The 14,968-nt window shown below is 49.8% G+C and carries 13 protein-coding genes and 1 riboswitch; of the genes, 8 read left to right on the forward strand and 5 right to left on the reverse strand.

From position 1 onward, the window contains the following. Positions 1-117: 117 nt before the first annotated feature. The 4 genes from PKO01S_RS05900 to PKO01S_RS05915 all read right to left on the reverse strand — a co-directional run bounded on the left by PKO01S_RS05900 (position 118) and on the right by PKO01S_RS05915 (position 5,840). On the reverse strand, positions 118-1,587 hold the full coding sequence (locus PKO01S_RS05900) for a serine hydrolase domain-containing protein (protein WP_127530390.1): 1,470 nt from the start codon (positions 1,585-1,587) through the stop codon (positions 118-120). A 62-nt stretch (positions 1,588-1,649) separates the two neighbouring features. Continuing rightward, entirely contained in the window at positions 1,650-3,428 is a 1,779-nt protein-coding gene (locus PKO01S_RS05905) for an ABC transporter ATP-binding protein (protein WP_127530391.1), read from the reverse strand. Then, the gene (locus tag PKO01S_RS05910) at positions 3,429-5,210 is read right to left on the reverse strand and encodes an ABC transporter ATP-binding protein (RefSeq protein WP_127530392.1); all 1,782 of its coding nucleotides are present in this window, start codon (positions 5,208-5,210) and stop codon (positions 3,429-3,431) included. 48 nt (positions 5,211-5,258) lie between these two features. Next, positions 5,259-5,840: a TetR/AcrR family transcriptional regulator gene (locus PKO01S_RS05915; RefSeq protein WP_164779499.1), complete on the reverse strand. Its 582-nt coding sequence runs from the start codon at positions 5,838-5,840 to the stop codon at positions 5,259-5,261. A gap of 157 nt (positions 5,841-5,997) precedes the next feature. Then, a riboswitch (ZMP/ZTP riboswitch) is annotated at positions 5,998-6,082 on the forward strand. A gap of 91 nt (positions 6,083-6,173) precedes the next feature. On the opposite strand from PKO01S_RS05915, the gene PKO01S_RS05920 reads away from it, so the two are divergent. The 8 genes from PKO01S_RS05920 to PKO01S_RS05950 all read left to right on the forward strand — a co-directional run bounded on the left by PKO01S_RS05920 (position 6,174) and on the right by PKO01S_RS05950 (position 14,324). Continuing rightward, positions 6,174-7,034 (forward strand): bifunctional 5,10-methylenetetrahydrofolate dehydrogenase/5,10-methenyltetrahydrofolate cyclohydrolase, encoded by an 861-nt coding sequence (locus PKO01S_RS05920; protein WP_127530394.1) that lies wholly within the window; start codon positions 6,174-6,176, stop codon positions 7,032-7,034. Next, complete coding sequence (locus tag PKO01S_RS05925; RefSeq protein WP_127530395.1) at positions 7,031-7,672, forward strand: cyclodeaminase/cyclohydrolase family protein; 642 nt, start codon at positions 7,031-7,033, stop codon at positions 7,670-7,672. Before PKO01S_RS05920 ends, PKO01S_RS05925 begins: the two co-directional genes overlap by 4 nt. Positions 7,673-7,771: 99 nt before the next feature. Then, positions 7,772-8,434 carry a ThuA domain-containing protein gene (locus tag PKO01S_RS05930; RefSeq protein WP_127530396.1) on the forward strand — a complete coding sequence of 221 codons (663 nt, stop codon included), beginning with the start codon at positions 7,772-7,774 and terminating at the stop codon, positions 8,432-8,434. A 98-nt stretch (positions 8,435-8,532) separates the two neighbouring features. After that, positions 8,533-10,017, forward strand: coding sequence for a spore germination protein (locus tag PKO01S_RS05935; RefSeq protein ID WP_127530397.1), 1,485 nt, complete (start codon positions 8,533-8,535; stop codon positions 10,015-10,017). Between the two features lie 57 nt (positions 10,018-10,074). Next, positions 10,075-11,229, forward strand: a complete 1,155-nt coding sequence (locus tag PKO01S_RS05940) for a Ger(x)C family spore germination protein (protein ID WP_164779500.1) — start codon at positions 10,075-10,077, stop codon at positions 11,227-11,229. A 16-nt stretch (positions 11,230-11,245) separates the two neighbouring features. Beyond that, entirely contained in the window at positions 11,246-11,491 is a 246-nt protein-coding gene (locus PKO01S_RS28700; protein ID WP_164779501.1) for a hypothetical protein, read from the forward strand. Next, a complete protein-coding gene (locus PKO01S_RS05945) occupies positions 11,488-12,594 on the forward strand; it encodes a GerAB/ArcD/ProY family transporter (RefSeq protein WP_164779502.1) in 1,107 nt (368 codons plus the stop codon). The genes PKO01S_RS28700 and PKO01S_RS05945 overlap by 4 nt, the downstream gene beginning before the upstream one ends. Before the next feature lie 149 nt (positions 12,595-12,743). Then, entirely contained in the window at positions 12,744-14,324 is a 1,581-nt protein-coding gene (locus PKO01S_RS05950) for a GMC oxidoreductase (protein WP_164779503.1), read from the forward strand. A gap of 56 nt (positions 14,325-14,380) precedes the next feature. On the opposite strand, the gene PKO01S_RS05955 is transcribed toward PKO01S_RS05950, so the two are convergent. Further along, a complete protein-coding gene (locus tag PKO01S_RS05955; protein WP_127530401.1) occupies positions 14,381-14,902 on the reverse strand; it encodes an ankyrin repeat domain-containing protein in 522 nt (173 codons plus the stop codon). Positions 14,903-14,968 lie beyond the last annotated feature (66 nt).

Below are 14,968 nucleotides of genomic sequence, written 5' to 3' on the forward strand. Positions count from 1 at the left end.
TTCGTCGTAGATGAGTGTTCGTATTACTTCACTCCTACTCTAACATGAATCGCTGTATTTGAATACGGGGGCTGATCATAGAAATAAGCCGCTGGATTAGTCCCGCGGCTTACTCTGTCATAGGGAGGTTCTGATTCCTTCTACCCGATACTCCGGAATGTTCAACGAAACGTTAATGCTGAATTGAAAATGTATCGCACTGTCTTCTATAAATACAATCTTGTAGGTGACGACATAAGGCGTTTCGATATAAACAAGTTTCAATTCCAATGTTCTACTGTCCAGCCATGACGCAGAAGTGATAACTTCTTGCCGGTGCAACGATAAATCTTTGTTGAACACATCATATACAGCGATCGGCTCTATCCAACTAAAAGGCAATACATTATTCCTCTCGTCCCCATAGACCATCTGCATCTCCAATAGATCGTCCTGCTCAAAGAAGCGAATCTGACGAAGACCATGAGGATTGCCGCTTAACGTATAAGCTGCTCCGTCAAGGCTTGCCGTACGGTCAGAATACGGCTTATTGATGTCGATACCTTCTGACAGTTGAGCAACCCGTTGCAGCAATACCCTTTGCAGCAATACCTGATCGTCATCGTGAGATAGAGAGCCTTCCTCATCTATTCGATCAATGATATGTTCGTAAATAAGATTCAGCAGCGATTGCAGCTCATTCATGCTGGTGAAGCTCGCTGTCGCAGCGATAACGATCTGTTCATTCGGCGCGACAAAACATAATTGGCCGAACGAACCGTCACCGCGATAGCATTCCTTCCGGCACAAATGAATTTGATAGCCGTAACCTTGTGCCGAATCAACCCGGCCAGGCGCCGCTTCCGCGCGGTTGTCGCTTTGTTCGGATGTCGCCATTCGAATATAAGTCTCCGATACGATCCTTTTCCCCTCGTACAATCCGTTATTCAACAGCAGTAAGCCGAACTTGGCGATGCTTTCCGTCGTCAGACTAAGTCCCATCCCGCCTGCCGTTATTCCCATCGGACATTTCTCCCAAGACGGTCTAGGGATGGCTAAAGGCTCGAACAACGCCGGCATAAGAAAATCGACCAAGCCGATTCCCGTTACTCTCTCGATTATGGCAGCCAGCATATAAGTCGAGTGAGTACTATAACGGTATCTTGTCCCCGGCCCGTGCGGCACGTGCTGTGACAAGAACGCCGAAGCCCAATCCTGCTCCTTCGCCACAGCTGCATAAATATTGTCTTCATGTCCGGCCGTCATCGACAACAGATGACGGACCGTCATTCGGGCCAAATTCGGCGTTACCGTTGTCGGGAGCTTATCCGGAAAGAATGAAATGACGGCATCGTCCAGATCCAATAAGCCTCGGTCCCATGCAATGCCGACTGCAATTGATGTTATGCTCTTGCTCAATGAAAACAGCAACTGCGGGCAATCGCTTCGGTACGGGTTCCGATGCCATTGCAGCATACAATCCCCATTCTGTAACAGCATAAAGCTGTTAATGGCCAATTGGTGCTCAGCAATATCATCGACAAGCGCGATCAGCGCATTTGCAGGTAACTGGCGTTGTTGTGATATCGTACTTCGAAAGCTCGTCATTCCATCGTCCCCCTCGCCGTTGTACCCGTTATGCGAAAGATCACGGGGTCTGTCTATTTGTTTCAACCCGCATCCTTCTGCAGCGACTCTTCATGCCTTTGTTGAATATCATGAAGACGCCGGTATACGCCGTTTAACGCCAACAAATCAGCATGTCTTCCTTGTTCGACAATCGTTCCCCGATCGATGACATAGATCTTATCCGCCTGCCTGATCGTCGACAGCCGGTGGGCGATTGCGATTGTGGTCTTCCCCTCCATTAGACGCTGAAGCCCTTGCTGGACCGCTTGTTCCGATTCGGAATCAAGCGCTGATGTCGCTTCGTCGAGCAGCAGAATCGGCGCATCCTTCAATAAAGCTCTTGCAATCGCAATCCGCTGCTTCTGGCCGCCCGATAATTTCGCACCACGCTCGCCGAGAAGCGTTAGATAGCCATTCTCCTGCTCCATAATAAAATCATGAGCATTCGCCGCGCGTGCAGCAGCCACGATCTCATCGCTAGAGGCATTGGGACGCCCATACCGAATGTTCTCTTCTATCGTACCCGTGAACAAATAAGTATCTTGCGACACATAAGCGATGCGGTCTCTTAATTCATGCAGCGTAAACTCGGAATAGCTCTTGCCCTCCATAAGCAATTCACCTTGTTTAAGCGGATACAATCCGAGAAGAAGCTTCAAAACCGTACTTTTCCCTCCCCCGCTCGGACCGGCAAGAGCGATAACGCAGCCTCTCTCCGCCTTTAGGTTCAGACTGTTCAACAGCAGATTCTCTTCGGTGTAGCCAAACGATGCGTTGCGCAGTTCAAGCGCTTCCTCTGCTCCAGCGCCATTATCCGTATGCGAGGAATGACTGTCATAACGAATCGGCTCCGCTTCAGCGTCCATGAGTTCAAAGATACGGTCTGCACCAGCCAATGAGGCTTGTAAGCCCGACCAGAACATCCCGAATTGACTGAATAGGTTCGATACATTATCAAGCAGCAATATGATCGCTAATAGCGTAGCAAACTCGATATGTCCATTCATAACCATCCAAGCTCCAAGCATAAAGGCTCCGCCGCTATTCACCCATCGTAACCCATAGTTCGTACCGTTCATGTAGGCATTCGTGCGGGCACGTCTCATCATGAGCTTGGCGAGCAAATGATTCATTCCGCGATACTGCCGGGACACCCTATCCTTCATATGAAACATGCGAATGACTTGCGCACCAGCAATCTGATCCGACAACCGCTCCGTCAATGCAGATGAATGCGATTGAATCGATGCGCTGATCTGCCGAAGCGGTCTTGCGAATTTGCCGTTCAAATAGGCAGACAATAGTCCCATGCCCATCATTGCAGCGGCGAAACGCCAATCGAGCGAATACATCACAACCGCAGAACCGGCGCCTGTTACGCAAAGCGAAACGACCGATCGAATATTGCCTGTGAACGCTGATTCCATCATGCCGAAGTCGTTCGTCATTCTAGAGATGGTGTCCCCGCTATGCCGATTCTCATAATAAGAGACAGGCAGTTTCTCCATATGGTGGAACAGCTTATGCCGAACGTCCATCATAATGGTATGAACCGACCGTCCGAACAAATATTGAATGATCGGAACCGCTATACATAGCACAACCGCTACGCTTGCAAATTGAATACATATTTGATATAACTCCGGCATGCTTCGGTGCTTTACAGCTTCGAGCACGCGTTTCACCAGCAGGGCGGTTACGATCGATACGCTGGAATCGGACAGACCAACCGCAATTAAGGCGGCTGTATAAGAGAGCTTATGCCGACCCATGAGTCTAGCCATTTGTACGAATTGAGCAACTCCCGATCTGGACGACAATTATGCTCCCTCCTTAGCAACGAATGGGGGCGGATTCTCCGCGGCGCTCGTTTGTACGCTGTACAGTCGGTTATAGTCTCCGCTGCTTGCTAACAATTCGGCATGTGTACCGCTCTCTACGATTCGGCCGTTAGCCATCACGAGAATGGTATCCGCTTCGATGATCGTGGACAATCGATGTGCAACGACCAACACCGTCCGGTCTTTCATCACCTGCTGAATAGCGTCTTGAACTTGCCGCTCCGACTCCGCATCCAGCGCTGAGGTAGCCTCATCTAGTAATAGGATCGGTGCTTTCTTAATTATTGCCCGGGCGATGGATAGCCGTTGCCTTTGACCTCCGGACAGATTGATGCCTCTTTCGCCGATGAGCATTTCATATCCGTCAGGAAGCGATTCAATATAGTGATGGATGTTCGCCATCCGCGCCGCTTGTTCGATTGCCTCTTGTTCAACCGAGTCGTCCCCGCATGTAATATTGTCAGCTATTGTACCCGGAAACAGAAACGTATCTTGAGATACGAGGGCGATCATCGATCTCGCAGCCGAAAGACTCCAATCCGACAACGGCACATCGAATAGCTTGATTCCCCCTGAATTCTGCTCATAAAATCCGGTGATCAGCTTGAACACGGTCGATTTGCCCGAACCGCTCGACCCGACGAGTGCCGTCATCGATCCTCTGGGCAGCGTAAAGCTAACGTCGTCCAATACGTACTTATTTCCGTCATATGCGAATGTTACATGATCGAACGATACTGCTGGTGCATCAGAAGAGATAACCGGGGTTCGGCCATCCATTCTTTCTGCCGGCTTATCCATCAACTCGAACAAATGCTCCGTCACGCCAGCGATTTGTTTGTAATGACCAATCTGGGCCGGCAGCAAACTCATCCCTTGAACGAGAAAATTAATGAACTGACCGAATGCCAGCAAGGCCCCTAATGTAAGCAGATCTTTGATCACGAGCACGCCGCCAAGAAAGAAGAATGTAATAAACGGCGCCATGCTCACGAAGACGGTTACGGATGAGATTATGGCCTTTCTCTTCTCAATGATTAACGAGTTGACCAGCAATCGGTTAATCATCTCTTTATATTTGTTATGGAACAACTGTACGAGATTGAATGACTTGATGAGTGTAATACCGCCAACGGCATCCTGGACGGCAGCATTCGATTCCGCTACGATCTGTTGGTGGTTCATGGAGTAGTGATGAAGAGGTCCGCTGATCAGGAGAGACATCACCGCGGTTACCGCAATTATCGCAATGCAGATGAGGGTTAGTATCCAATTCATATAGAGCATCAAAGTTAAGCAGACGACGACCCGGATCAACTCATAAATGATGGTCAGCATCGTCCCGCCTAGGAAATCTTCCAGCTTATTCATACTGCCGGCTAATCGGGATTGAATATCGCCTGAATGGTGCAGCTCAAGTTCATATAGCGGAAGACGATCCAGATGCGCGCTGAACGAATCCCGCATATCCCGTAAGGCATACACTGTGTATCTCCCGGTGGCATATCTTTCTGCAAAGGATAGGATGATACCTAACAAAATGGAAGCAACCATTAGCAGCATCGACATGTTAGCTTCCCTGCTGTCGCTTGCAACCGCAGCATTGACCAGCCGATTAATCACATACACGACGAATATGTCATTCCCCGCGCTAAGAATGATCGTTATCAGCTTGAGGGCAATCCATAATCGATAAGGTTTCAAAAAAGGGAACAGCCGCATAATCGAGGCCATTGCTTGACGATGAACCAAAGCTTCCATAGCGAGAACACCTCTTCTCACGATTCGATTAGACTAGACTAGACTAGACTAATTTAACTTTTCAATTCCTTCTCTGAGCACAACCGATTCGTACAGCTTGATGAGCATCGATTCCGCTTCACGAATGTCGAGCTCCAGCGTATTCGAGTTGATCATCGTTCCCATGCCGATGATGAAGATCGACAGGCTCATAAAGATTTGTTCAAACGTGCTTTCATCCAACGATTGAAGCCGGGAGTCGATATCTTTAATTGCGGAGTACATCATTTCTCTCAGCTTGTGATGGCTTTTGGTCAAGTAATGCTTCGTATAATCGGATAAGTATACGACCCGGAACAGCTGCTTCTCATGCTGCGCGAACAACAACATGCCCAATGTTAAATTAAGCGCGCGGGCGTTGTTCGAGTCTTCGTATTTGCTTATGTAGTCGATCGTATAATCGACAGCCAGCTGATAGACATCATCTTTGATCGCGTCCATATTCCCATATACTCCGTAAATGGGATGCGTCGAACAGTTCAGGTGCTGTGCAATGCGTCTTGCGGTAAGCGCTTCGAAACCATGCTCGCGCACGAGCTCGAACGCTGCTTCCGCGATTTTTTCTTTCGTCAGTTCCGCTTTCGGGGGCACAGAATCAACTCCATCATTTGTTAATAACACTCGTTACGTAACATATGTTATCTGGATTTTATTTACATGTCAACGAAAAATATGAAATGATGTAATCCACAAAATTTACTGCGTCCTTCCCATCCCGTTCGTTCTCTGCTACAATAAAACCAATTTAAAAGCTGTATGCGACTGGCGATTAAAGTGGAATGAACCACAAGGGAGCATAGAGTCGGATTGTACCGTTCGCCTGGGGAAGTATCTGTAGGAACTCGTGAATTGCGAGCTCTTGCAGATGCTTTTTTTTTCGTTTAGGAGGAGCTTGTAATTCTAATCGATGAGGAGGAACAACAAATGACCGTCATGATGAAAGCTAGAGAAGCCGCAGATGAAGTGTATGAATCGGTCCGGATCAAGATCGATAACTGGAACAAAGCAGGGATTACGCCCTGCATCGCAACCATTCTAGTCGAAGGCGATCCGGCTTCCGCCTATTACGCGCAAGCGAAGAACAGAATGGCCGATAAGCTGGGCATCCGCTTCGAACTGCACTCGCTGCCGCAGGATGTCCAAGAAGACGTTGTTATCCAATTGGTAAAACGGTTGAATGACGATCGTTCCATCCATGGCATTATGCTGGAACTTCCGCTTCCCAAGCAGCTTTCGGCTAGCCGCCTCGAGAGCATCATCTCCCCCTTGAAGGACGTCGACGGCGTTACGCCGGTCAACAAGCTGGCAACTCTAACAGGAGCCGAAGGACTTTACCCCGCCACACCGCAAGCGTGCATTCAGCTGCTGAAGCATTATGGCTACTCGCTCGAAGGCCGGAATGTCACGTTAGTCGGACGCGGCCAGACGGTCGGACTGCCTCTCTTCCACATGCTGCAGAGGGAGAATGCAACCGTCACCGTCTGCCATTCCCGAACGCCGGATATCGCGTTCCATCTCCGGCATGCCGAGATTGCTTTCGTTGCCGTCGGACGCCCTAACATGATCAAGAAAGAGATGGTTCATTCTGAATTAGCGATCATCGATGCCGGCATTAACGAGCTTAACAATGGAACGATCACCGGTGACGTAGAACCCGAAGCCGCCTTGCATGCCGCAGCGCTCTCCCCCGTTCCGGGCGGTGTCGGAACATTAACGACAGCCATTTTATTCGAGAACTTAACGAAAGCTGTCTCCCTTCAGCACCGGGAGGTGCCGCATCCATGAGTACGAGCTTATGGGATCAATCGATCCGTCATTTCATACAGCACGCCGCTAGTCCGCAGCCAACACCTGGCGGCGGCAGCATCGCCGCACTCGTCGGAGCGCTTGCAGCGTCCATGACGTCCATGGTCGGCCATTTATCCCAAAGCGATAAATACGCTGACGTTCGCCCTCAGATGGACGATGCCATTGATACGATGAACCGTTTAATCTCTCAATGCGAGCAGATTCTCCAAGAAGATATCGAAGCTTTCAATACGTACATGCAAGCCTACAGGCTGCCTAAAGTTACGGATGAGGAGAAGAAGATACGCAGCCATGCGCTGCAGCAAGCAGCCGTCTCTGCTATTGAAGTGCCGATTCGGCTCATCGAGTTGTGCCGCAGCGGAGTCGTCTCCACGCACAGCATTGCGCATACGTCGAATCCTAATGTCATTTCCGATCTTGCGATCGGCTCGATCTTGTTCGAAGCAGCCGCCCAATCCGCCCTGCTTACGATCGAGATTAACCTGGCTTCACTGAAGGACGAAGCTTTGATTCAGCATTATAAGCACCAATTAGCCCAATGCATGCCAGCTATTGAACAATTGAAACGTTCAACGCTTCAAGTAACCCGCGACCGGTTGAAAGCCGAATCATAAGGCAGTCCATTTTCCTTCAAATCCATCCCGCCCGCCTTGTCATAATCGACGCCCTGACGTAATACGATCGTAAGAAAAAGTGCGGAATGGAGGAATAACGTGATTCCTCGATATAGACGGGCTCTGATCGTCGAGGGCGGGTACGAAGGACACAAGCCGCAGGAAGTTGCGCTCATTGTAGCGCGAATGCTGAGCCAGCAGCATTTTAGAGTTGATATCTATAACACTCTGGACATTTTCTCCTACCGTACTAAGCTGGAGGAAGCCGATCTTATCATTCCTTTATGGACGATGGGGGAGCTTACGCCCGACCAGACCCGCAATTTGACCGATGCTGTAGCTGCTGGTACGGGTCTCGCCGGCCTGCATGCCACCGCCGATGCGTTTCGAAGCGTCATCGAATATCAAGCGATGGTCGGCGGCCAATTTCTTGCGCATCCCGGGGGACAACAGGTAACCTACCGGGTACACCTGCCCCATCCAACGCATCCGCTTGTTGCCGGTATCGGCGATTTCTGCGTAACGACGGAACAATATTACATGATGGTCGATCCGTCCATTGCGGTACTCGCGAACAGCTGCTTTTCCACCCCTGCTCCTCCGCTTGTATGGCGGCCGGTAATCATGCCGACAGCCTGGATCAAGCAATACGGCGAGGGCCGCATTTATTACAATTCGCTTGGGCATTCTCCCGAAATCGTCCTCATGCCTCAAGTATCCGAGATGCTAAGACGGGGGCTCGTATGGGCTGCCAGACGCTAATCGAACCAAGTTGTCCAGACTCTTCCTCCGCTATTACCACTTACAGGAATAATTCGACACCCCCTATCGCACAATAGCGGTACGGGGGTGTTGTATGTATGCCGGACCAAAGCCAATCCAACAGCAGTGAACCGACCGTGTCCCTTACGCCGATCTCGACACAGCTGGAAGTCAATCGGTCCCGGCTGGAACAGATATTAGTCAATTGCAGTGATTTGATCTATCTGCCTTGGAAGTACGGACCGAACTTGGAACTGGAAGCACTAACTGTTCATTTCCAATCCTTGGTTGAACTCAACCAAACGAACTACCTTAAGACGGTTCTGCAAGATCTGGTCACTCACGAGGTAGGGCCAGGTACAGAAGTTACGCTCGACACGATAAAGGCATTCTTCGAAGGAAATGGCGTATCCGACCGTACTGCACGATTAGCGGACGATATCGATACGGTTGTACAGAAATTGCTGGACGGCTATTTTGTTATTTTGATAGCTGGATGGGATAAGGCGCTGTACTTCGAAACGTCCAATGTTGAGACAAGAGCAATTTCAGAGCCTCCCAATGAAAGCGTTGTGCAGGGTCCTCGCGAGAGCACGGTTGAGAACATGAACAAAAACCTTGGCCTTCTTCGCATTCGGCTCAGAAGTCCCCATTTCAAGCTCGTGTCGATTAATGGCGGCGGCAAGACTCGTACACATGTCGTATACGGCTATCTGGATGATTGTATCGACAAGGAATTGTTAGTTGAATTTGAACACCGTATCGAGAAAGTGAAACAAACCGAGATATTGGAAACCTCTTATGTCGAGAAGCTGATCCAAGACTCCGCTTACTCGCCGTTTCCGCAGTTCCGGATCACCGAGCGTCCTGACGTAGCAGTCGCTTCCTTGCTGGACGGCAGAATTATCGTACTCGTTCAAGGAACAGGGTCGATGCTGATTTGTCCCGGCTTGTTCATCGATCTGCTTCAATCGAACGAAGATTTTTATCATCGTACCGTCTACACGACGATGATTCGCTGGCTGCGATTGTTCGCATTTTTGTTCGCCTTGACGTTGCCCAGCATCTATATCGCGCTCAGTACTTTCCATTCCGAAATGATCCCGACCGTACTGCTGCTCGCGATTCTGGATTCACGCGAAGGCATCCCGTTTCCCGCCTTCTTCGAAGCATTTATTATGGAATTTTTCTTTGAATTGCTTCGGGAAGCCGGTATTCGCCTGCCAAGGCCCGTCGGTTCAGCCGTCAGCATCGTTGGAGCACTGGTTATTGGCGAAGCAGCGATTAATGCGGGACTCGCCTCCCCGATCATGGTGGTCGTTGTTGCTCTGACTGGCATCGCTTCGTTCGCGCTTCCGCAATACAATATGGCGATCGCACTGCGTATTCTCCGGTTTCCGTTAATGATGCTATCAGCCGTTCTCGGCGGATTCGGCTTAATGTTCGGCCTGCTGATCATCCTATGGCATCTCATCACGCTGCGGTCGCTCGGTAAACCGTACATGAATCCGGAACGGGTCTTCCAATTGCATCAAGCTTACGCTGCAGCAACCAACAAAAAAGAGAGCAATAAGAACCCGTAAATAAAACCAACCAACGCCATAGGATCACGACTCGGAGAGAATGAGGATGAGATGAGGATGAGGAAATGGTTCAAGATACTCTTTCTTATACTAAGCATCGCTCTCTTATCAGGATGCTGGAACCGCGAAGAGCTTCCGGAGAAAGCATTCGTTATGGGTATCGCGATCAATAAACCAGAACCAGACAAGGTCAAAATTATGGTTCAACTGTTTAAACCGTCGCAGAAAACGGCAGGCAAAGGTGACACCGGCAACTCATTTACAAACATCGAGTCGACCGGGGCTACCACTCAAGAGGCCATACGGGATATTACGCTTCGTCTCGGCCGCAAAACGCAATGGGGACATACGAGAATGATCATTATTGATGAGCGAACGGCAGCGCGTAACAATTTGTTATCCTTGCTAGAATTATTTTATCGGGACCATGAGACGCGAATTACGACCAAAGTCGTTATTGCCAAAGAAGATTCCGCAGACCTGTTGAAAGAAAAACCGATGATCGAGCTGACATCCTCCCAACAAATGAACCGTATGGAGGAAATCGCCAACCGATTTGCAGGTAAAGTACCGAACATGACTTTATTGAAGCTTGCCCGCGATTTGAAAAGCGAAACCGGGAACACGATAATGCCGCTTATGTCCAAATCGTCATCCAACGAAATGATTCTCATTGGCTCGGCAGCTATCCATCAAGGACAGTTCGCTGGACCGCTAAGCAGCAGACAAACGCAAGATTTATTAATGCTGAGAGGCCAATTCCGCAGCGGAATCGTCAAAGTGCCTTGCGAAGCCAATAACAACGAAAAAGAACGTAAGTACGAATCTCTCGAGGTGCAATCGGTCAATTCCGTCATGAAGCCTGCCATTGCATCAGATTCGCTGCGCGTCCATTATCAGGTGAAGGTGCAGGGTAACATATCCGAACTGCAATGCACCCGATTGGACACCTCGAGCGACGAAACAGCATATCTCCATCGCATTGAAGAACTTATTCAGAAAAGGCTGCTTGATACGATCAAATATACACAAAGCAAAGAAGTGGATTTGCTCGGAATCGGCAACTCAATATACCGCAAGCATACCCGGATCTGGAGACAGTGGAAGCCGGATTGGGACAAACGATATGCCGAAGCAAAATTCGACATTAAAGTTACGGTTCATATCGACAATACATTAACGATGGTTGGGAAGCCATTGTTCACGAAATAAAGGGGGGCTGGGAGCCATGCTGGAGAAATTGACCGTACTCACTGCATTCTACGCCTTGGCAACCGCTACCGATATGCGGAAGCTGAAGGCAGCATCACGACACGGAAAGTGGTCCTATATGGCGCTTCTTCTCTGCTCGCTCTATTTCAGTACCGATTATTTACTGGATGTCCAATGGCCCGATTTACAATGGCTGGCTCGTCATATACTTCAGCATCCAGCGCAAGCCGTTATCGAAACATTGAGAGCGAAACACGCATGAAGAAGCATGAATCGATCGGTTTTGTCCAAACGGCTATTTTGTTGTTTGCCTACTTGTCCGGCTCTTCGATCATTGTCATTCCATCGCCCGTCATTACCTATGCCTCTAATTCGGCATGGCTGTCGATTCTGCTGTCGATGATGTTCGGGCTCGTCATACTGTCGGTCATCCTCTATTTGCTCCGGCTATACCCGGACAAGTCATTCATCGGCATTTGCCGTGCGGTGATCGGACGATGGCCGACCGTAATCGTCGCCTGCTTGATGCTGACCATGGCATTCCATATGGCAAGCGGCATTATCATCGATGTCGTCGCATTTATGAACAGCATGATGCTGCCGGAAACCCCCGGTTATATCTTCATGTGCCTGATGTTCATCATGTCAGCACTGTTGCTGCGTACCGGCATTGAATCGATGGCTCGGATGTTTACGATCCTTACGATCGTCGTTTTTTTATTCTGGCTCACCGTCATCGTCCTGCTTATTCCAAGCTATCAATTGGACTTTCTGCAGCCGGTATTCCCCGATGGCATGAAGCCCACGCTGCTTGGCAGTTATCTGACTTCCGGCTTCCCGTACGGAGAGATTGTACTGTTCGCAGTCATCCTTCCCTTCACCCGAGATATCAAATCAAAGCCGCTTAAACGGTCTCTGGTGCTGGTCATCCTGCTCAATGGCGCAATGCTAACCGTAACAACGCTTAGTACCATCATGGTGCTGGGTCCGATTGCGACGGATAAAAAATACTCGTTATTCGTCTTGGCGCAAACGATCGAAATTGGCGATATGCTTGAGCGGATCGAAGCCATCATCGGCATGTCAATGATCGCTGGTTCGCTAATGAAAGCATCGATTACCCTATTCGCGATTCAAACGATTATAACGGAGTTGTTCGGTCTGCAGGACCACCGGCTATTGTCCAATCCGTTATGTCTGCTCGTCCAAATCATGTCGCTGTCTATGCCAACGACAATGAAAGCATGGGAAAATCTCGTCTTAGTGATTCATCCGCTGTGGGTAGGCATTGCCTATATCCTCCCGCTGCTTCTCGTTACGATTGTCGCAACTTTCAAGCAACCCGCTAGAGCAGCACCTGCCTGAAACTTGCAGGACCGCCGGCCTGTATACGGTTCTAGACCGGATGCAGGCCGAATACATTTCAAGATGCGCAGTGTAAGAGCAGTTAGCATGGTGGATTCGCTGTGACTATCGCGCAATGATGAATGGTCCCCACGAAAGCAGGTGCGCGGATGCGGAGATATATAACTCAACAAGGCGATACGTTGGCGCGAATCGGACTACAGCTGCAAGTCGATCTCCTGCAGTTGTGCCGAATGAACCCACAAATTGCGGCTAACCATCCCCTCGCTGCAGGGCAAATCATCACCATCCCTGATCATGATAGCCCACCATTACAGATTCTTACACCGGTCATGCCCCCTCCGCCAGGCTACTGCACGGACACGCTCCTTCCGCCAGCATTCACCTTTCCCGAATGGGTACCGCTTACTCCGTTATCCCAAATGGAACAAACCGATTACGACATTCTCATCGTCGGCGCTGGAGCCGGAGGCAGTGCGGTGCTGCGCAGATTGTGCGAACGAATGGGCAGCCGGCGGTTAAAAATAGGCATTATCGAACGCGGCAAGCTGTTGCTGCCATCCCATGCCCTCAACGTTCCGACGTTGTGGAATTGGGACCGCATGCAGCGTTATTATCAGAATCCGACCGTTACCGTTCCCGCCGGACGGCAATGGCCCGAATTCCCTGGCGCCATTCTTGTCTTCGCCCTTGGCGGACGCACCTTATTCTGGGGATTAACATGCGTGCGCATCCCGTCTTTCGAGTTCGCCAATTGGCCAATCTCCTACAAAGAACTGGAGCCTTATTATAAAATCGCAGAGACGGTTCTGCTGGTGAACGATGCGAAGTCTCCGATTAATGATCAACTTCTCGAACGGTTATGGCTGTCCGGTTATATCGGAGCCTCGGACGTTCCTGAAGCGGTCGCCCGCGGACGAATCCCCCGATACATGAGCGCGATCGAGTTCATAGGCGAAGCGCTGCGGACTGCGGCGTTCGACATGGCTGTCCAGGCGCGCGCTGTTAAAGTCATGACGAACGAAGGCCGTGTGACGGGGGTACAAGTGATGGATGCAAACAAGAGATCCTATGTACTGAAGGCTTCCACCGTTGTAGTCTCTGGCAGCACGTTCGAAACCCCCCGCCTGCTCCTTAATTCTGGCATACCAGGCAGAGCCATCGGTCACTATCTATCGAATCATTCCTATATTAAAGCCGAAATGCCAAGCGGAGTACCTGCCGGACGAGAAGGCTCGATCAATATTATTGTTCCTCAAACCGAATCGCGGCCTTACCAGTTCAAAATATTAGGCAATCGCGACCTGGTCACTTATGACGTAGCGGGCATAGTCGAGAACCGATTCGACAATTACGTCTATCTGGACGAGCGTCGTCGTGATAACTTCGGCATACCGGAGCTGCAGGTCCGATTCTCATACTCCCCTGCCGATGAACAGGTCATGCGGGAGATGGTTCATGCGCTACATGACGTATCGGCTGCGATGCGTATTCAAGACCCGTGGCATTACTGCTTCTGGCCTCCTGGCATCGACAATCACGACTACGGCACATGCCGGATGGGCAATGACCCCAACACATCAGCGACAGACCGCAATGGCCGGATTCACGGCATCGAAGGCCTGTACATTTCGGATGCGAGTGTGTTCCCCAGCCTCGGAGCGTCCAATCCTTTATTGACGAACGTCGCGCTATCGACGCGGCTTGCGGATCATTTGTTGAAATTATAGACATTTCGATATAGTTTCCAAGAAATAAGAAAAGAGGAGCTAATCGCCCCTCTTCGTTATTCCTTCGCGCCATTCTGGCGAAGCAGTTCCGCAACGTTGTGGTTTCCTTGCTCTATCGCAATCGATAAAGCAGTCAAACCTCCTTCTTGCTTCGCATTGACATCCGCTCCATGTTCAATCAGCAAGCGGATCAGCTCCATGTTATCGTCATGAAATGCCGCTGTATGCAGACTCGTATGACCAACACTATCGAAAATGTTTGGGTTTGCATGCTGTGCCAGCAACAATCGAATAACATTCAGGTTACGTTGCCCGGCTATCGCTGCGTGCAAGGCTGTATTCGAAGGAATGAACGAGATCTTGGAATGCGATACCGCATCCACATTCGCATCGTAATCGATTAATAACTGTACAATCACTTGATTTCCCATATGTGCCGCATACCCCAATGGCGTAAGCCCGTCACTATTCTCCACATTGGCAAGCTGCGGGTTCAATTCCAACTGGTCTTTCATACGTGAACCATCACCAGATTGTAAGACTTTGAACAGATCATTGATCAATTGCTGGTTCTCCATTCCTATTGCCTCCTTATGCGACTGTTTGTTTCAAGGACAATCCTAATGAACTGCACTTCGAATTAT

This window comes from Paenibacillus kobensis NBRC 15729, assembly GCF_004000825.1.
In the GTDB taxonomy this organism is placed as follows: Bacteria; Bacillota; Bacilli; order Paenibacillales; family Paenibacillaceae; genus Paenibacillus_T; species Paenibacillus_T kobensis.